Origin of the sequence: Aureimonas mangrovi, from assembly GCF_014058705.1 — a bacterium.
Lineage (GTDB): Bacteria > Pseudomonadota > Alphaproteobacteria > Rhizobiales > Rhizobiaceae > Aureimonas > Aureimonas mangrovi.
Window position 1 is genome coordinate 2,902,968 of the sequence record NZ_CP059692.1, and the last position, 18,781, is coordinate 2,921,748.

Consider the following 18,781-nt stretch of genomic DNA (forward strand, 5'->3'; position numbering starts at 1 on the left):
ATAATGCAGTCAAGCCGCATGGCTTGGCGCCGGCCGGGAGGACCGTGATGGGAGAGATGCTACGCCCTGCGCTCGTGCAGAAGCTGCGGCGGCGTGTCGAAGGAGACGTCCTGGCCGATCTCTTCTCGCGCGGGCGCTACGCGACGGACGCCTCCATCTACCAAATCATGCCGGCGGCCGTGGTCGTCGCGCGCGGCGCGGACGACGTGGCGGCCGCGCTGGACGCGGCGCGCGAGGAGCGCCTTCCGCTCACCATGCGCGGCGGCGGAACATCGCAATGCGGCCAGACGGTCAATTCGGGCATCGTCGTGGACACGTCGCGTCACATGAACCGGCTCCTCGAACTCGATGTCGAGGGGCGGCGCGCGCTGGTGGAGCCCGGCATCGTGCTCGACGACCTCAACCGCCTCCTCAAGCCGCATGGGCTCTGGTTCCCGGTGGACGTCTCCACCGCCTCACGGGCCACGATCGGCGGCATGGCCGGCAACAATTCCTGCGGCTCGCGTTCGCTGCGCTACGGCACGATGCGCGACAACGTCTTCGCGATCGAGGCGATCCTTGCAGACGGCAGGGGCGCGCGCTTCGCCGAACTCGACCAGTCCGCATTGCGCGAGCCCCCTCAGGACCTCGTCGCGACGCTCCTGTCGCTCGGCCGGCGCGAGGCGGACGAGATCGTGGCGCGCTTTCCGTCCGTCCAGCGCCGCGTCGGTGGCTACAATCTCGACGCGGTCCTGCCGGATGCGGGGCCCGTGAATCTCGCGCATGTCCTCGTCGGGTCCGAGGGCACGCTCGGCGTCTCGACCGCCGTCGAAATCCGGCTGTGGCCCCTGCCCTCCTCCGACAAGGTGCTCGGGGCCTGCCACTTCCCGACCTTCCGCGCGGCGATGGAGGCGGCCCAGCATATCGTGCCGCTCGCGCCTACCTCGGTCGAGTTGGTCGACGCGACGATGATCGGCCTCGCCCGGCAGATCGAGATGTTCGTGCCGACGCTCGACGCGTTCGTGCGCGGCGATCCGGCTGCGATCTTGCTGGTCGAATTCGCCGATACGCCCGAGGAGAACGAGCGCTCGCTGGAGGCGCTCGGGGACCTGATGAGCGATCTCGGCTACGGGTTCGGCAGCGGCGGAGCGAAGGAGGGCGGCGTCGTCAACGTTCGCGAGACGAAGCTGCAAGCGGCGATCGCGGAGCTGCGCGCCTCCGGCCTCAATATCATGATGTCGATGAAGGAGGAGGGAAAGCCGGTCTCCTTCGTGGAAGACTGCGCCGTGCCGCTGGAGCATCTGGCCGACTACACCGACCGGCTGACCGCGATCTTCGAGCGCTACGGCACACGCGGCACCTGGTACGCGCACGCCTCCGTCGGCTGCCTCCACGTGCGCCCCGTCCTCAACGTCAAGCTGGAGAAGGACGTCGCCACCATGCGCGCCATCGCGGAGGAGGCCTTCGCCATGGTCCGCGAGTACAAGGGCTCGCATTCGGGCGAGCACGGCGACGGCATCGTGCGCTCCGAGTTCCACGAGGCGATGTTCGGTGCTCGGATCGCCGGCGCCTTCGGCGAGGTGAAGCAGGCTTTCGACCCGGCCGGCATCCTCAACCCCGGCAAGATCGTGGATGCGCCGAAGATGGACGACCGCCGGCTCATGCGATACCCGCCCGGCTATGGCGTGAAGCCCTTCGAGACGGCCTTCGACTGGTCGGCCTGGCCGGGCGCATCCGGCGGATTCCAGGGCGCCGTCGAGATGTGCAACAACAATGGCGCCTGCCGCAAATCGGCCGGCGCGGTGATGTGTCCGAGCTACCGTGTCACCCGGCAGGAGAAGGACGTCACGCGCGGACGCGCCAACACGCTGCGTCTTGCGATCTCCGGCCAGCTCGGCCCGGATGCCCTCCTTTCCGACGAGATGGCCGAGACGCTGAAGCTCTGCGTCTCCTGCAAGGCGTGCCGGCGCGAGTGCCCGACCGGCGTCGACATGGCGAAGATGAAGAGCGAGATCCTTCACCAACGCGGCAAGGCGAAGGGCTTCTCGGCCAAGGATCGGCTGATCGCCGAGCTGCCGCGCTACGCGTCGAAGGCCGCGAAAATCGGCGGCCTGCTCGCGCTGCGTGACAGGCTTCCCGGCGCCGCCGCCCTCTCGCAGAAGCTCTTCGGCTTCGCGGCTGAACGCTCGCTCCCCGCCTTCCGCAAAGACTGGTTCCGGGACGAGGAGGGCACGGTCCCGCCCCGCGCCAAGTTGGCCGACGACGCTCCGACCGGCGTCGTCCTCTTCGCCGATACGTTCGGGCGCTGGTTCGACCCGCAGACCTTGCGCGCGGCCGTGAAGGTGCTGGCCGCCGCGGGCTATTCGGTGGAAACGGCCAGCGCGCCGGCCGGCCCCAAGCGCCCCTTGTGCTGCGGGCGCACCTATCTCGCCTCCGGCATGGCCGATCGCGCTCGCGAGGAGGCCGCCCGCACGATCGAGGCGCTGCGCCCGCATCTGGAGGCCGGCAAGGTGGTGGTGGGGCTGGAGCCCTCCTGCATCCTCACCTTCCGCGACGAGTTCCCCGCGCTCGTGCCGGGCGAGGACGCCCGCCGGCTCGCCGCGCGCTCCTTTCTGTTCGAGGAATTTCTCGCTGCCGAGGCCAAGGCCGGGCGCTTGTCGATCCCGTTCGACGAGGCGCCGCGCAAGGTCATGCTGCACGGCCACTGCCACCAGAAGGCTTTCGGTGCGATGCCGGCGGTGGAAGCCGCTTTGCGCCTCGTGCCGGGGCTCGACCTCACGGTGATCGAATCGTCCTGTTGCGGAATGGCGGGTGCTTTCGGCTACGATGCGGAGACGATCGACGTCTCGCGCGCGATGGGCGAGCTCTCTCTTCTGCCGGCCGTGCGCGCGGCGCCGGCCGACACGATCCTGGCGGCGGACGGCACGTCCTGCCGCCACCAGATCGCGGACGGAAGCGGGCGCGAAGCCCGGCACGTGGCGCAGATCCTCGCGGACGCGCTGAGGGAGGACGAGCCCGCATGAGCCTTGCAGAGCCGATCGGAAAGATCGCGCGCCCCGCGCTTTCGGTGGAGATCACCGATCGCCTGCGCGCGATGATCATGGAGGGCGAGCTCGCGGAGGGCGAGAAGGTGCCGGAGCGCCGGTTGACCGAGCTCTTCGCGGTCTCGCGCACGCCGCTGCGCGAGGCGATCAAGGTTCTCGCGCACGAGGGCTTCGTGACCCTCGTTCCCAATCGCGGCGCGGTGGTCGCGCCGCAGAGCCTGCGCGAGGTCGAGGAGCTGATGCCGATCGTCGCCGCGCTCGAGGGCGCGGCGGGGGAACTCGCCGCCGAGGCCGCGAGCGCGTCCGAAATCGAGGCGATCGGCGAAATGACGCGCGCGCTGCGCACAGCCTTCGAGGCGGGCGACCGGCCGGCCTATTTCGACCTCAACCAGCGCATCCACGCCGCCATCATCGCCGCGGCGCGCAACCCGACGCTCGCGCGCACGCACGCAACGCTCGCCCAGCGCGTCTACCGCGCGCGCTATCAGGCGAACCTTTCATCCGAGCGGTGGCGCGAGGCGACCGAAGAACACGAAGCCATCGCCGTCTCCCTCGCTTCGCGAGATGCGGCCCGGCTCGGCGCGGCGCTGCGCGCGCACCTGACGCACAAGCTGCGCTCGCTGCGCGTGGTGCTCGGCTGAAAGGTCAGGCACCGCTCCAGCGGGGACTGCGCTTGGCGAGGAAGGCGGCGACGCCCTCGCGGAAATCGGCGCTGCCGTAGACGCGCGAGACGATGTCCTCGTCGGGCGGCGCGGCGGATCGCAGCCGGCGGAAGGTTTCGCGTGTGGCCGCGACGGTGAGCGGCGCGGCATCGCGCAGCCGCCCGACGCATTTCTCCAGTTCGCCCTCCAGCTCCTCCGGCAAAACGCACGCGAAGGCGAAGCCGAGGCGGTGAGCCGCCTCCCCGTCGATCATCTGCGACAGGATCAAAAGCGCCTTTGCCGGCCCTTCGCCGAGCGCGCGCACCAGCCGGGCGACGTTGCCGGCCGACAGGCAGTTGCCCACCGTGCGCGCGATCGGCACGCCGAAGCGGGCGCGCGGCGTCACGAGACGCAGATCGCAGGCCGCCGCGATAGCGAGGCCGCCCCCCACCGCCGCGCCGTCGATCACCGCGAGCGTCGGCGCCGGCAGCGCCTCGATGCGCGCCAGCGCCTCGTCGATCCGCCGCTCGTAGGCGACGCCATCGCTGCCGTCCGAGAAGGCGGTGAACTCGGAGATGTCGGTTCCCGCGACGAAGGCGCCGCCCGCCCCGCGCAGGACGATGGCCGAGAGATCGCGACGGCCGCCAAGCTCTTCGCAGATCTCGGCCAGCCGCCCGTACATGGCGAAGGTCATGGCGTTGCGCGCCGCCGGCCGGTCGAAGACGATCGTGGCGACGCCGTCCTCGACGCGAAGCTGGACATCGCCCGCCGGGCTCCCCGCGTCAGGCATCTTCGGACGCCCCCTGCCGAGCGAGGCCGATCTCGGCGAGGATTTCCTCGCGGTGCTCGTCGAGAAGCGGCGGGTGGCGGCGCACCTCCTGCGGCGTGCCCATGAGCTTCACCGGGAAGCCGATATTGTTGACGCGCCCCTCCACCGGATGGTCGATCGGCATCACCATGCCCCGCGCCTGCGCATGCTCATTGCCGAGCGCCTCGGCGTAATCGAGGATCGGGCCGGCCGGAATGCCGGCCGCCAGCAGCGTCTCCACCCACTCCTCGCGCGTGCGGGTGCGGAAGCTCTTTTCGAGTTCCACGATCAGCGCCTCGCGATGTTCCAGGCGCTTGGCGTTGGTCACGTAGTCGGGGTGGTCGACGAGGTCCGGCCGTTCCAGAAGCGCGCAGAGCTTGCCGAAGGCGCGGTCGTTGTTGGCGCCGAAGACGAAATGCCCGTCGCTCGCCTGCACCGCCTGATAGGGCGCCGCCATGCGGTTGCCTGTGCCGATGCGGCCCGGAATACGGCCCGTGCCCCAGTAGTCGCAGATGTCCCACACGGCGAAGGAGAGGCCCGCCTCGTAAAGCGAGGCGTCGATATACTGACCCTCGCCGCTCTTCTCGCGCCCGATATAGGCCGAAAGGACGGCGTAGACGGTGAAGAGCGAGCAGCCGATATCGGCGACGGGCGCGCCGGCCTTCGTCGGCGGGCTGTCCGGATGGCCGGTGATCGACATGACGCCGCAGGCGGCCTGCGCCATCAGGTCGAAGCCCGGCCGCTCCCACCACGGGCCGCTCTGCCCGAAGCCGGAGATGCTGGCGTAGATGATCTTCGGGTTGATCTTCGAGACGACGTCGTAGCCGACGCCGAGGCGCGACAGCGCGCCCGGCCGGTAGTTCTCGATCACGACGTCGGCCGTCTCGACGAGCTTGAGATAGGTCTCGCGCCCCTCCTCCGACTTCAGGTCGATGACGATCGAGCGCTTGTTGCGGTTCATGGCGATGAAGCCGAGGCTGTCGTCGCCCTTCATCTTGAAGCCCATGGAGGAGCGCGTCTGATCTCCCGTCGGCGGCTCCACCTTGATGACGTCGGCGCCGAGGTCCCCGAGCAGCATGCAGGCGAAGGGGCCGGCCATCACCTGGCTGACATCGATGACGCGGATGCCCTCGAGCGGCAGTTTCCTTGCGGGTTCGGTCAAGTCGGTCTCCTTGGCATGCGAAGAAGGATCGCCCGGCGCGAGGCCGGGCGAGAGGTCATCCGTAGATGAGGTTGACGAGGGCCAGCGAGATGCCGGGCAGGTAGGTGCACACGATCAGAAGCACGAGCAGCGCCAGGATGAAGGGCACATTGACCTTCGTTGTCTCCCAGATGTCGGACTTGGCGATCGAGCAGGCCGCGATGAGCACCGAGGCGACGGGCGGCGTCTGCTGGCCGATGGCGAGGTTGAGCGTCACGATCAGCCCGAAATGGACCGGATCGATCCCCGCCGCGAGCACCATCGGCATCACGATCGGCACGACGAGAATGATCGCGGCCGCCGAGTGCAGGAACATGCCGAGCACCAGGAAGGCGACGTTCAGGAGAAGCAAGATGAGATACTTGTTCTCCGTCAAGTTGCTGATCGCCATCGCCAGGCGCTGCGGCACCTGCGCTTCGGTGAGAAAGCCTCCGATCAGGTAGGACGCGGCGACGAGCAGCATCACCACCGCCGTCTGCAACCCGCTGTCGACCAGCGCCTTGTAGAGCGCGCGGATGTCGAACTCCCGATAGATCACGATCGAGATGAACAGCGCCGCAAGCACCGCGAGGCCCGCGCCCTCGGTGGCCGTGACGATGCCGCCGAAGATACCGCCGAGGATGATCACCGGCAGCATCAGCGCCCAGCCCGCCTCCTTGAAGCGCAGCCAGACATTGGAGAGCTGGAAGCGCTCTTCCACCGGGAAGTTATAGCGCCGCGCCTGCACGTAGGCGGCCACCGCCAGGCAGATGGCGCCGACGATGCCCGGTCCGAAGCCGGCCACGAACATCTTCACCACCGACTGCTGCGCCATGACCGCATAGAGGATCATCGGGATCGACGGCGGCAGGATGATCGCCAGCGAGGAGGCCGACGAGCAGATCGCCGCCGCGAACTCCTTCGAATAGCCCTTGCGCCGCATTGCCGGAATGAGGATCGAGCCGAGGGCGGCGACGCCCGCGACCGCCGAGCCGGAGATCTCGGCGAAAAACATCGAGGCGCCGATTGTCACGAAGGACAGGCCGCCGCGCACGAAACCCACGAGCGAGGACGCGAAGGCGATCAGCCGCCGCGAGATCGACGAGGCGTTCATGATCGAGCCTGCGAGGACGAAGAGCGGGATCGCCAGAAGCGGGAAGCTCGACGCGCCGTCGAACATGGTCAGCGCCATGTTCGGCAGCATTTCCGCGCCCTGCACGAGGACGATCGCCACGATCGCCACGATGCCGAGCGCCACCGCGATGGGAACGTTGAGAAGCGCCAGGGCGAACATCCCGGCGAGCATGTAGCCGATGGTCATACCGCGCCCCTCCCCGTCTCGCGGGCGGCATTGCGCGGCTCTCCTGTGGCCGGCGCGTGGCCGTCCTCCAGCGGTGTGTTGGAAAGATCGCCGAGCGCTTCCTTGAGCTCGTGGTCGACGAAGCCTTCGCTGCGCGCGTCGGCAAGGATTTCCGGCAGGCGCAGGGCCTCGGCAACGATGAACATGGCCGCGCCGAGCGGGATGATCGCCTGCGTGATCTGCACCGAGATGCTCGGCAGCGAGGTCATCGTCATGCCCTCGAGGATCACCAGCACTTCCCACCCCGCGTAGGCGAGCAGGATGAAGAAGGCGAAGACGCACAGTTCGGAAAAGATGACCGTCGGCACCCGGAAGCGGGGCGGCATGGCGTTCACGATGCCCGGAAAGCCGATATGGGCCCCCTTGGCCGCCGCCAGCGCGCTGCCGAAATAGGTCATCCAGACGAGCCCGACCGAGGCGACCTCGTCGTACCAGGTGAGCGAGGCGCCCGTGTAGCGAAACACGATCGCGAGGACGATGAGGATCGTCAGGGCCGCGACGATCGTCGCGGTGGCGATCTCAAGGAAGGTGGTGAAGCCCCACCTCACTTGCCGAAGCGTTTCCATGAAGGTCTCCCGGAAGGTCGAGGGTCCGAACAGGGGGCGGGACCGAAGCCCACTGCCGCCCCCGCTCTCGGCTTTCGTCAGTCGGCCCGCAGGGCGCGGATCTGCTCGATCATCTCGCCGCCGCCGTCCACGGCATCGGCGAAGGCGGCATAGACGGGCTCGCTCGCCGCGACGAAGGCCTCCTGATCGACCTCGTTGATCTCCATCCCGGCTTCCGTCAGGCGCGCCAGAAGTTCTTCGTCGAGCCTCGCGGCGGTCTCGGCCACGAAGTCCTGCGTCTCCACGGCCGTGTCGCGCAGGATCTCCTGCACCTGCGGGTCGAGCCTGTCGAAGGAACGGCCGGCCGTCACATAGGCGGGCGTGAAGACGTGGTTGGACTTCGAGAGGTAGCGCTGCACCTCGTAGAGCCGCGAGGGATAGATCTGCGCGTAGGGGTTCTCCTGTCCGTCCATCACGCCCGTCTGCAGCGCTACGAAAACCTCGGAAAGCGCCATCGGACTCGGGTTGGCGCCGTAGGCCTCGAACATGCGCATGCGCCACTCACCGCTCGGGGTGCGCAGCTTGATGCCGCCCAGATCCTGAGGCTGCACGATCGGCCGGCGGTTGTTGGTGATCTGCCGGAAACCGTTCTCCCAGACGGCGAGGACGTTGAACCCTGCCTCGGCGGCGGCCGGTGCCATCTGCGGCATCACGACCTCGTCGCGGATGCGAGCCATGTGCTCGCGATCGCTGACGAGGTAGGGCATGTCGAACAGACCGAAGATCGGCACGGTGGACGACATGATCGAGGACGGCAGCGCCAGTTCCACGGTGCCCAGGCGCAGCTTGCGCATGAGTGTCTCGTCGTTGCCGAGCTGGCTCGAGCCGTAGACGCTGACGCGCGCCATGTCGCCGAGCTTCTCGTTCGCCCGGCGCGCGAATTCCTCCGTGCTGAGCGCCATCAGCGAGCCCGGCTCGCCGACATGGCCGAAGCGGATTTCCGTCTGCGCCTGCGCGGCCGACGCCCAGCCGAGCGCCGCCAGCATGGCCGCGGCCACGCATGTCCTGATACCCATGACTTCCTCCCAAACTGTCGGGCGTCGCTCGCCCGGCCTCCCGTCGCAGACGCTCTCCCGTGCGCCTGATCCTCCTGCGCCTCGCCGGCTCTCCACCTCGCTCCGCGCATATCGCATACTGTATAAAGTATTAGGCGGCGACTTGGAACGCTTGTCAAGCGGCGCCCGACAGTGCAGGCGGATGAGGCGAGATCCCCGCTCGGGGGCTTGCCGAGCCTTACCGTCCAAGGCATCTGAGCGGAATCAAGGACGACGGCGGCGCTGCCGCCTCACAGGAGGGCACTTCGTGTCCCAGGCCATCCAGAGACAGTACCTGCACGACGAGGCGGCCTCGCGGCTTCGCCGGATGATCTCCTCGGGCGAGCTGAAGCCGGGCGATCGTGTGAACGAGAGCGACCTCGCAGAAGCGTTCGGCATCTCGCGCACGCCCATGCGCGAGGCGATCAAGATGCTGGCGGCCGAAGACCTCCTCGAGATCCTGCCGAACTACGGGCCGCGCGTGCGCCTCATCAGCGCGCGCGAGCTGACGGACATGCTGGAAGTCATCGCGGTCCTCGAGGCGACGGCGGGCGAACAAGCCTGCCGGCTCATCACCGACGAAGCCGTCGCCGCCATTGAGGCGGTGCACCGCGCGATGGTTGCGGACTGGAAGGCCGGCAACGCCTCCGGCTATTTCGAGAAGAACCGGCGCATACACGATTCGATCATCGAAGCGAGCGGCAACGAAACGCTGGCGCGGCTCTATCGATCGCTCTCCGGCCGCATCCAGGTCGCGCGCTACTCGGCGAATAAGACCACCGAACAGTGGGAGAAGGCCGTCGGTGAGCACGAGGCCATGATCGAGTGCCTGCGCGCACGCGACGGCGACCGGCTCTTTACGGTCCTGCGCGGCCATATCCGCAGCCAGGAGGGCGTCATCGCGGCCGCCTACGGCGCCGGGCGCGCACCGAACTGATCCGCCGCCCCTCGATAGGAGGTCCACGGCGTATGAAGGGGTCGCGATAAGCCGCGAGGGGACGCCGCCACCGATGCGCGAGGCGTCGGCGGCCGCCGCCCACGCGTTCCATATCCGGCGGCAACGGCTTAGCGAGCGACCATGCGATCCGCCGCGTTCTCGCCGATGAACGCATCCTCAACCTCTTCGAGGGCGCAGGCGAGGTCCAGATTCAGCATGGACCGCCGCCTGCTCGAGGCTGCGGGAGCAGCCGTCAGGCCATCTCGGAAAGTCGCTCTGCGCCCGACCGAACAGGCGGCGCTGGCCAGGCGCGCATCGCGGTCTCGGCGATGGCAGCGAGCTGGTCACGGCACGCGCCGCCGCTTGCCTGGACCGACATACCGTTGGCGACCGTCATGATGTAGCTCGCGAGTTCCGCGCTGGAGGCGTCCGCCGGCAGGTCGCCGGCCGCCTTCCACTCCTCGATCCGCACGCGCAGCGCTTCTTCCTTCTCGGAACGGCGCCGAGACAGTTCTTCTCGAGCGTGCGCGGCCTCTTCGCCGCAGGCCAGAGCGCCCTGCACCAGAAGGCAGCCGCGCGGTGCATCGGTGGAGGCGCCGAGCTCTACATACATGGACAGGATGCGCTCCACGCCCCGGCGCGAAGTCTCTTCCTTCAGCGCCTCTTCGAACGCAGCGAACTTCACGCAGAGATAGCGCTCCAGCACCTTGTTAAAGAGCGCGCTCTTGTTGCCGAAAGCGGCATAGAGGCTGGGCCTCGTGATCTGCATGGCGTCGGTGAGATCTGACAGCGACGCGCCTTCATAGCCCTGACGCCAGAAGACATCGAGCGCACGGTCAAGTGCCTTCTGCGTATCGAATTCTCTCGGTCTACCCAGCGCCATGGTGCTCGTTCTCCGATCCTGACCAGACTGTATCCCGTTTCCATACCGACCGGTAGCGACAGTCTCTTGACGATCCGCGACCTTCACACCAATTGCTTCCATACCAAACGGTATTGAAAGCGTGAGAGGCTGCGAGGAACTGGTGTTGATATGGGGTAACAAGGAGGACTGTTCCAGTGTTCGCTCAGAGCGCCGATACAGAATAATTATTTAAATCAATTAGTTATTATTTTTATACCGATCGGTATTGATCGCCTCTTGAAGGATTTCTCACCACTCCCCAGATAGGGTTCCATACCGATCGGTACTGATCGATGTTCGACGAGTTCGGTGATCGGGGGCAAGGAAATGAAACATCGCTAGATGCCGATCGCTCATCGGCCGGCCCACGACCGGTGAGCGATGCGCATCGAACGCATCCAACGAGGGGATGGGACGTCCCCACCTACGAAACGACCAGGCGCAGGGCCCTACGAGCCGACGACCAACATGGGTCGCGGACGCGGCCGAACACGCCCGAACACAAGGTTCAGAACCATGATCCGCAAGACCTTCCTGACCGCTGTCGCCGCCGCTGCCGCCCTGTCCGCAGCTCCTGCCATGGCCGACGTCTATCTCGGCACCTACGGCCGCGAGGACAACAATGCCGACATCATCCGCATCGAGCAGGCCGCGCCTCTCGTCTCTGCCTTCGCAGAGGGTGACCGCGCGTTCGGCGCTCCGCGCATGACCGTCGCGACCACGCAGAGCCACCGCCCGAACGTCGCGCCCGAGCAGGCCAACGACAACGAGTACCTGGGCACAGCTCGGCGCTACCAGAACAACGCCGACGCGAACCTTCGCTGAACACGCTGGCTCCCCAGCGCACCCGATCCGCAAGTCATAAGGATACCGACATCATGATCCGCAACACCCTTCTGGCCACCGTCGCCGCCGCCATCGCCTTGTCTTCGGCTCCCGCCATGGCCGACGTCTATCTCGGCACCTACGGCCGCGAGGACAACAACGCCGACATCATCCGCATCGAGCGGGCCGCGCCTCTCGTCTCTGCCTTCGCAGAGGGTGACCGCGCGTTCGGCGCTCCGCGCATGACCGTCGCGACCACGCAGAGCCACCGCCCGAACGTCGCGCCCGAGCAGGCCAACGACAACGAGTATCTGGGCACAGCTCGGCGCTATCAGAACAACGCCGACGCGAATCTTCGCTAAGCGCTGGTTCGCTCTCGCGCCTGTCGCACAAGGCCGCGGATCCTCCGGGATCCGCGGCCTTTTCGTTTTTAACCATCCGAAACGATCCCTGGAATCCTGCCGTGTTTAGCCGTATTCCGGTGCGACAGAGAGCTTCCCGAACGGCCAAACGAGGTGCCCCATGGCGATGCCCCGCCCCCTTTCCCTTCTCGCGTTCATTCTTCTCGCCTCGGGCCCGGCCCTCGCGCAACCGGCCGATCGAGGGCCCGGCCCTCGCGACGTGCCCCGCGTGACCGTCGTCGGCGAGGGTGAGGCCCATGCCGCGCCGGATCTCGCCGTCACCAATCTCACGGTCCTGCGCACGGCCGAAACGGCCGAGGCCGCGGTCACCGACGCCAACGGCGCCATCGCCGCCGTCACCGATGCGGTGCGCGAGATGGGCATTGAAAGCCGCGACGTTCAGACGGGTCGCTTCTCCATCACACCGCAATATCGCTATGAGAACCGGCAGGACGGCACCTCTGCCCCACCTGAACTCGTCGGCTACGAGGTGCGCAACACGCTGACCGTGCGCGTGCGCGATCTGGACCGTCTCGGCGATCTCCTCGACCGTGCGGTCGAGCTCGGCGTCAACGAAGGCGGCGACATCGCCTTCCAGATCGAGGATCCCTCCTCTCTTCAGAACGAGGCCCGCCGCCAGGCGGTAGAGCGCGCCCGGGCGAGCGCCGAAGTGCTGGCCGATGCCGCCGGGCAGTCGCTCGGGCGCATCATCCGCATCACCGACGATCCCGTTCGCGTCTTTCCGCAGCCCGAGCGCGGCCAGATGATGATGGCCGCCCGCGCAGCCGACGCTTCCGTGCCGATCGAAGCCGGCGAGAACACCGTCAACGCTCGCGTTGAGGTCGTGTTCGAACTGTCTGACGACACGGCCGAATGAGGCTTCTCGCGGCGGCGCGATGACAGCGCCGCCGCGCCCTGCCTGCCGGTCTTCCAGCACTTGATAACCATGTCGAAGGGAATGCGCCCACCGCTGTTTCCTTTAAGGCATGTTAGCCCAATGCGATCTATCCTCGGTTGCGCATAGGAAAGAGGATCCGGCCTCGAGCGGTGGGGTGAAGCAGTGCAGGCTCGCAGTTTCCTCCGGCCCTCCTTCTGGGCCTACGCGCCGATCACCTTCTGGTGCCTCCTGGCGATCGCCGTCCTGTCGCTGGCCGACGTCATCCGGCCGCACCCCGGGCCCACCGGCCATATCCTCGTCTCGGTGCTGGCTGCGGCTGCGCTCTTCGCTCTCGTTCGTGCCCATGTGGAGCGGGCGCGACGCCGTATAGCGGCTGGTCGCCGCGATCTGCAGCGTCAGCACGACCTGTCGCACGACGTGGGCACGGGTCTGATGATCCGCCGCGTCTTTCTGGACGCCTGCGAAAGACGGATCGCGATGCGTGGCGAGGCCGAGAGCCTGGCCTATTTCGCCGTCGACATGGATTTCCTGAAGACCTTGAACGACAGCCTTGGCCACAAGGTCGGTGATGCCGCCCTGCGCCGGCTGGCGGAGGCGCTGCGCGACCTGGCGGGCGACGAGGACGCCGTGATCGGGCGTCTTGGCGGCGACGAATTCGCCATCCTCGCCCCCTGCGCCGACGAGGCCGCGGCGCTCCAGAAGGCTCAGGCGCTTCTGTCGCGCATCCGCATCTCCACTCTCGTCCACGGACAGGAGATCGCACTGTCGGCCACGATCGGGATCGCGATGCTGCCGGCTCACACGATCTTCCTGGCCGAGGCGCTGCAGTTCTCCGATCTCGCGCTCTACGAGGGCAAGAACGCCGGTCGCAACCGCGCCGTGCTCTTCACCAAGCGCATGCTCGGCCAGTTCCGGCAGGAGCGCCAGATCGAGCGCGAGTTGCGCATCGGGCTCCTGCGCAACGAGCTGACGCAGCTCTACATCCCCGTCGTCGATGCTCAGGGCAGGATGGTCGGCGCGCGCTCGGTCGTCGAATGGCAAAGCAAGTGGCTCGGCACCGTTCCGAGCGAAACCTTCTTGCGCGTGGCGGAGACGACGAACCTCATCGACCATCTGGGCGAGTGGTCGCTGCGCCGGGCCTGCGAGGACGCCCGTGGCTTCGGCAGGCTCAGCGTCGCCTTTCCCCTGTCCAGTGCCCAGCTTCGGCGCGAGGGCGTTCTGGACATGGTTTCGCGCGTTCTCGCCGAGACCGGCACCGAGCCGACGCGCCTGATCGCGCTGGTCAACCGCATGGCGACGACGACAGGCGATGCGGAGGCGAAGCGCAGGCTTGCAGCGCTGCGCGCCCTCGGCATCCGGGTGTCTATCGATGATCTCGGCGCCATCGTGTGCGACTTTGATCGCCTGCGCGACTTTCCCGTCGACATCGTGCGCGTTCGGCCCGAGCAGATCGGCCAGCTGGGCGCGAGCGAAATCGACAACACGGTTGTCTCCGCGCTGACGAGCGTCTGCAAGGCGATGGGGCTGGAGGTCGTGGCCGACGGGGTGCGCGATCCCGATCAGCTGCTTCTCGCCCGCACGGCGGGCTGCGATCTCTTCAGCGGACCATGCTTCTCGGGCCCTGTGGACGCCAGCGCCATCGCGGCAGACGTAGCGCGCGAGGAGGCGCCGCGCATCCGCCTGCCCGTTTCCGGCCGAGCGCAGGCCCCCGGCCAGACCGCCGACGCCTGAGCCTCCGCCACGAAAAAAGCCGGCGCTCTTCGCGCCGGCTTCCCTATTTCTTCGAATGCGATCTCAGCTGTCGAGGAACGAACGCAGCTTCCTGGAGCGGCTCGGGTGCTTCAGCTTGCGCAGCGCCTTCGCCTCGATCTGGCGAATGCGCTCGCGCGTCACCGAGAACTGCTGCCCGACCTCTTCCAGCGTATGGTCGGTGTTCATGCCGATGCCGAAGCGCATACGCAGCACGCGCTCCTCGCGCGGGGTGAGCGAAGCCAGAACGCGCGTCGTCGTCTCCCGCAGATTTGCCTGAATCGCCGCGTCGATCGGCAGGACGGCGTTCTTGTCCTCGATGAAGTCGCCGAGGTGGCTGTCCTCCTCGTCGCCCACCGGGGTCTCGAGCGAGATGGGCTCCTTGGCGATCTTCAGGACCTTGCGGACCTTCTCCAGCGGCATCGCCAGCTTCTCGGCCAGTTCCTCCGGGGTCGGCTCGCGGCCGATCTCGTGCAGCATCTGGCGCGAGGTGCGTACGATCTTGTTGATCGTCTCGATCATGTGGACCGGGATGCGGATCGTGCGCGCCTGGTCGGCGATCGAGCGGGTGATCGCCTGCCGGATCCACCACGTCGCGTAGGTCGAGAACTTGTAGCCGCGGCGGTACTCGAACTTGTCGACGGCCTTCATCAGGCCGATGTTGCCCTCCTGGATCAGGTCCAGGAACTGCAGGCCGCGGTTCGTGTACTTTTTGGCGATGGAGATGACGAGGCGCAAATTCGCCTCCACCATTTCTTTCTTCGCCTGCCGGGCCTCGCGCTCGCCCTTCTGCACCATGTGGACGATGCGGCGGAACTCGGTGATCTCGACGCCCGTGGTCGTGGCGAGGCTCTGGATCTCGGAGCGCAACGCGCCGATCTGCGCCTCGTCGCGCTCGACGAACTTCGCCCAACCCTTACCGGGCAGATTGGCGACGTTGGCGGCCCAGTTCGGATCGAGCTCCGAGCCGTGATAGCTCTTGAGGAAGTCCTCGCGCTTCACGCCATGCCCTTCGGCAAGGCGCAGGAGCCGCCCCTCGTTGCTCACGAGCTGCTTGTTGATGTCGTAAAGCTGCGCAACGAGCGAATCGATACGGTTCTGGTTGAGCGAGAGGCCCTTCACCGCGGCGATCAGGTCGTCCTTGAGCTTGCGATAGGAGCGTTCTTCGCTCCGCGACAGAGCCTCCTGCGCGGCCAGCTGGTTCTCGACCTGCTGGTCCTGCAGCTTGCGCAGCCGCTTGTAGCTGTCGGCGATGAGGTCGAAGGTCTCGATCACCTGCGGCCGAATCTCTGCTTCCATCGCCGCCAGCGACAGCGAATTCTCGAGATCGTCGTCGTCCTCGTCGTCCTCGCCCGGCTGGCCGCCCTCGCCCGGCTGACCTGCTCCATTGGCCGTATTGGCGCCGTTGACACCGTTCGCTTCGCCGCCACCCTCGCCGTTCGGGGGCGCCACCGGCATCTTGGCCTCGGGACCAGCATAGGTCGCCTCGAGGTCGACGACCTCGCGCAGCATGATGTTGCCTTCGTTCAGCTCGTCACGCCAGATGATGATGGCCTGAAAGGTCAGCGGGCTCTCGCACAGGCCCGCGATCATCGTCTCGCGGCCGGCCTCGATGCGCTTGGCGATGGCAATCTCGCCCTCGCGCGACAGGAGCTCCACCGAGCCCATCTCGCGCAGATACATGCGCACCGGATCATCGGTGCGGTCGCCCGCTTCCTTCTTCGGAGCCGCCGCGACGGCGGAAGGGCCGGCCTCGGCGACCTCCGTCGAGCCTTCCTTCTCCTCACCGTCCTTGTCTTCGCTGTCTTCGTTCTCGTCGTCCTCGACGACGTTGATGCCCATGTCGTTGAGCATGGCCATCGTGTCCTCGATCTGTTCCGAGGTCACTTCCTCGGTGTTCAGCACCGAGTTGAGCTTGTCCATGGTCACGAAGCCGCGCTTCTTGGCGGCCTTGATCATCTTCTTGACGGCGTCGTCCGACAGGTCCAACAATGGGCTGTCAGGCGTCTCTGGACGCTCCTCGACGGCCGTCTCGCTTTCCTTGACCCGTGTCGCCATTCGAAATGTTCTCCGTTTCGCGCGCCTCGGTTGCGAAGCCCGCGCGGCGTGCATCTGCACCCCGCGAACCCGTTTCCTACGCGACGGCCGTAAACGTCCGATTAACCATGACAATCGAACGCGGAGACGAGACGGCCGGCCCGGCCCCGCATAATCATTCTACCGCCCTTCCCCGCCGACCATCTGCGGCGGGACACGGACGTGAAACCGACAAGCGGCCCGTTTGGTCGAACAACCCGTTCCGAGTCAAGAGACTAGCGGGAAAACGGTCGCGCGCGTCCGTCCCATATCGATCGCGCGACGCGCCCTTCAAGATGCGAAACCATCTAAAAGGTGCGCGACGGCTTGCCGGACAGAAGTCCGAATCCGTCGATCAGAGCTTCCGTGCCGGCAAAATTGTCGATCTCTCGCTTGATCTCGACGATCTGGCCATAGGCCAGCTCGGACGAGTCGGCCGCGAAGGCCGCCTCTGCGTTGCGCAGTTCCCTATGTAAGAACCGGTAACGGTGCTGCAAGTGGAGGGCCTGGCGCAGCGTGTCACGCGCGTCTTCCAGTGCCGCCTCGCCCAGCACCGACCAGATGCGCAGATGCCGCAGCTTCTCCTCGAAATCAGCCAGCACGCCTGAAAGCCCCCGGTCGGCGATGCCTTCCAGAAGCTCGTCTCGCCCGTGCGGCAGATGGTCGGCATAGATGTCGAGGACGGTCGAGCGCAGCCGTTCGAGCTCGCCCGTCGGCAGTTCCAGTTCGGCGAAATGATCGAAAGCCTCGTCCAGAAGCCGCGGATGGTTGATGAAGCCGACGACGATGGCGATCTCGCGCGCGGAAGGTGCCGTCGCGGCCCTGCCCTGCATCAGGCCGGAACGCATCAGCCGGTCGGAGACGACCGATCGGCGCCCAGCGCCCCCGGGCCTTCGTGCCGCTCCGCCCATGCCGCCTCCGGCGCCGCCGCGCCGGTCGTCGCGCCCACCGCCGCGCCGGGCGGCGGGAGGCGGCCCGAAGAAGCCCTCCAGCCGCTCCTGCATGTCCTGCCCGTAATGGCGCCGCACGCTTTCGTCGCCGATCTGGCGCGTCAGCGCCTTCATGCGATGCTCGAGGTCGGCGCGCCGCTCGGGCGTGTCGAAGACGCCGCCGGCCGTCTCGCGCATCCAGAGGAGGTCGGCGAGCGGGCGCGCGGCATCGAGGACGGCGCGAAACGCCTCCGCACCGCCGGACCGCACGAGATCGTCCGGATCCTTTCCCTCGGGCAGAAGGGCGAAGCGCAGCGAGCGGCCCGGCTTCAGCGCCGGCAGCGAAAGCTCGGCCGCCCGGTAGGCCGCCTTGAGGCCCGCCGCGTCGCCGTCGAAGCACAGGACGGGTTCGGCGGCGTTGCGCCACAGGAGGTCGAGCTGGCGCTCCGTCAGCGCCGTGCCGAGCGGGGCGACGGCGTTCTCGAAGCCGGCCTGATGGATCGCGATCACGTCCATGTAGCCTTCGACGACGACGAGCGTACCGGCGTCGCGCGCGCCGCGCCGCGCGCGGGCTAGATTGTAGAGCGTCTCGCCCTTGTGGAAGACCTCGGTCTCCGGCGAATTCAGATACTTGGCCGGAACGCCCGCCGCGAGCGCCCGGCCGCCGAAGGCGATCGGTTTCTCGCGCACGTCGTCGATCGGGAACATCACGCGGTCGCGGAAGCGGTCGTAGGAGACGGCGATCCCCTCGCCGTGGACGACGAGCCCCGCCCCTTCGATCTCGGCCTTGCCGACACCGCGCCCGACCAGAAACTCCTTGAGCGCCGAACGCGAATCGGGCGCGTAGCCGAGGCCGAAAAGCTTCTGGGTCGCAGGGTTCAGGCCACGATCGCGCAGGTAGGCGCGGGCCTTGGCGCCCGGCGCCTCCTGCAGCACCTGCCGGAAGAAGCCGCTCGCGAGCGCCATCGCGTCCATCACGCTCTTGCGCACTTCCGACCGCTTCTCGGCCTCGGGATCGCGCTCGGGCAGCGCGAGGCCCGCCTCGCCGGCAAGGCGCTCGACGGCCTCCGGGAAGCTCATGCCTTCGAGTTCGGTCAGGAATCGGAAATGGTCGCCCGAGACCCCGCAGCCGAAGCAGTGGTAGCGGCCCTTGGCGTCCTCGCAGTGGAAGGAGGGCGACTTCTCGCCGTGGAAGGGGCAGCAGGCCCAGTAGTCCCCGCGCGAGGCCTGCGTCTTGCGCCGGTCCCAGGTCACGCGGCGGCCGATCACGTCCGAGATCGGAATCCGCGCGCGGATGTCGTCGAGGAAGTGGGGCGAGAAGCGCATGGCCCTCATATCGGCCTTGCGGCGAGAGGATGCCAGCGCTCCGAACTTCTCAACACCAATCCACAGGCTGCGCGGATGCGATGCG

15 protein-coding genes are annotated in these 18,781 nt (G+C 67.3%); 7 read left to right on the plus strand and 8 right to left on the minus strand.

Translation table 11 applies throughout. The annotated features are described in order from the left end of the window. Positions 1–47: 47 nt before the first annotated feature. Positions 48–3,002, plus strand: coding sequence for an FAD-binding and (Fe-S)-binding domain-containing protein (locus H1343_RS13990; RefSeq protein ID WP_185983465.1), 2,955 nt, complete (start codon positions 48–50; stop codon positions 3,000–3,002). Continuing rightward, the gene (locus H1343_RS13995) at positions 2,999–3,664 is read left to right on the plus strand and encodes a GntR family transcriptional regulator (RefSeq protein ID WP_185983466.1); all 666 of its coding nucleotides are present in this window, start codon (positions 2,999–3,001) and stop codon (positions 3,662–3,664) included. The genes H1343_RS13990 and H1343_RS13995 overlap by 4 nt, the downstream gene beginning before the upstream one ends. A gap of 4 nt (positions 3,665–3,668) precedes the next feature. Here H1343_RS13995 and H1343_RS14000 read toward each other — a convergent pair whose 3' ends face one another. The 5 genes from H1343_RS14000 to H1343_RS14020 form a co-directional block, all read right to left on the minus strand. Beyond that, positions 3,669–4,454: an enoyl-CoA hydratase gene (locus H1343_RS14000; RefSeq protein WP_185983467.1), complete on the minus strand. Its 786-nt coding sequence runs from the start codon at positions 4,452–4,454 to the stop codon at positions 3,669–3,671. Continuing rightward, entirely contained in the window at positions 4,447–5,634 is a 1,188-nt protein-coding gene (locus H1343_RS14005; RefSeq protein WP_185983468.1) for a CaiB/BaiF CoA transferase family protein, read from the minus strand. The genes H1343_RS14000 and H1343_RS14005 overlap by 8 nt, the downstream gene beginning before the upstream one ends. A 55-nt stretch (positions 5,635–5,689) precedes the next feature. Next, the gene (locus H1343_RS14010) at positions 5,690–6,973 is read right to left on the minus strand and encodes a TRAP transporter large permease (RefSeq protein WP_185983469.1); all 1,284 of its coding nucleotides are present in this window, start codon (positions 6,971–6,973) and stop codon (positions 5,690–5,692) included. Next, positions 6,970–7,578: a TRAP transporter small permease gene (locus H1343_RS14015; RefSeq protein ID WP_185983470.1), complete on the minus strand. Its 609-nt coding sequence runs from the start codon at positions 7,576–7,578 to the stop codon at positions 6,970–6,972. Before H1343_RS14015 ends, H1343_RS14010 begins: the two co-directional genes overlap by 4 nt. 77 nt (positions 7,579–7,655) lie before the next feature. Then, positions 7,656–8,633 (minus strand): TRAP transporter substrate-binding protein, encoded by a 978-nt coding sequence (locus tag H1343_RS14020; protein ID WP_185983471.1) that lies wholly within the window; start codon positions 8,631–8,633, stop codon positions 7,656–7,658. 346 nt (positions 8,634–8,979) lie between these two features. Here H1343_RS14020 and H1343_RS14025 point away from each other — a divergent pair, with 346 nt between their 5' ends. Beyond that, on the plus strand, positions 8,980–9,588 hold the full coding sequence (locus tag H1343_RS14025) for a GntR family transcriptional regulator (protein WP_246333625.1): 609 nt from the start codon (positions 8,980–8,982) through the stop codon (positions 9,586–9,588). A 253-nt stretch (positions 9,589–9,841) separates the two neighbouring features. Here H1343_RS14025 and H1343_RS14030 read toward each other — a convergent pair whose 3' ends face one another. Further along, a complete protein-coding gene (locus H1343_RS14030) occupies positions 9,842–10,633 on the minus strand; it encodes a TetR/AcrR family transcriptional regulator (protein ID WP_343048883.1) in 792 nt (263 codons plus the stop codon). Between the two features lie 375 nt (positions 10,634–11,008). Here H1343_RS14030 and H1343_RS14035 point away from each other — a divergent pair, with 375 nt between their 5' ends. From H1343_RS14035 to H1343_RS14050, 4 genes are all read left to right on the plus strand, one after another. Continuing rightward, positions 11,009–11,317 carry a hypothetical protein gene (locus tag H1343_RS14035; protein WP_185983472.1) on the plus strand — a complete coding sequence of 103 codons (309 nt, stop codon included), beginning with the start codon at positions 11,009–11,011 and terminating at the stop codon, positions 11,315–11,317. Between the two features lie 53 nt (positions 11,318–11,370). After that, entirely contained in the window at positions 11,371–11,679 is a 309-nt protein-coding gene (locus H1343_RS14040; RefSeq protein ID WP_185983473.1) for a hypothetical protein, read from the plus strand. A gap of 160 nt (positions 11,680–11,839) precedes the next feature. Beyond that, entirely contained in the window at positions 11,840–12,595 is a 756-nt protein-coding gene (locus H1343_RS14045) for an SIMPL domain-containing protein (protein ID WP_246333098.1), read from the plus strand. A gap of 183 nt (positions 12,596–12,778) precedes the next feature. Next, the gene (locus tag H1343_RS14050) at positions 12,779–14,347 is read left to right on the plus strand and encodes an EAL domain-containing protein (protein WP_185983474.1); all 1,569 of its coding nucleotides are present in this window, start codon (positions 12,779–12,781) and stop codon (positions 14,345–14,347) included. A gap of 63 nt (positions 14,348–14,410) precedes the next feature. Here H1343_RS14050 and rpoD read toward each other — a convergent pair whose 3' ends face one another. After that, the gene (gene rpoD / locus H1343_RS14055) at positions 14,411–16,423 is read right to left on the minus strand and encodes an RNA polymerase sigma factor RpoD (protein ID WP_185983475.1); all 2,013 of its coding nucleotides are present in this window, start codon (positions 16,421–16,423) and stop codon (positions 14,411–14,413) included. A gap of 326 nt (positions 16,424–16,749) precedes the next feature. Beyond that, positions 16,750–18,696 carry a DNA primase gene (gene dnaG, locus H1343_RS14060; RefSeq protein WP_185983476.1) on the minus strand — a complete coding sequence of 649 codons (1,947 nt, stop codon included), beginning with the start codon at positions 18,694–18,696 and terminating at the stop codon, positions 16,750–16,752. Positions 18,697–18,781 lie beyond the last annotated feature (85 nt).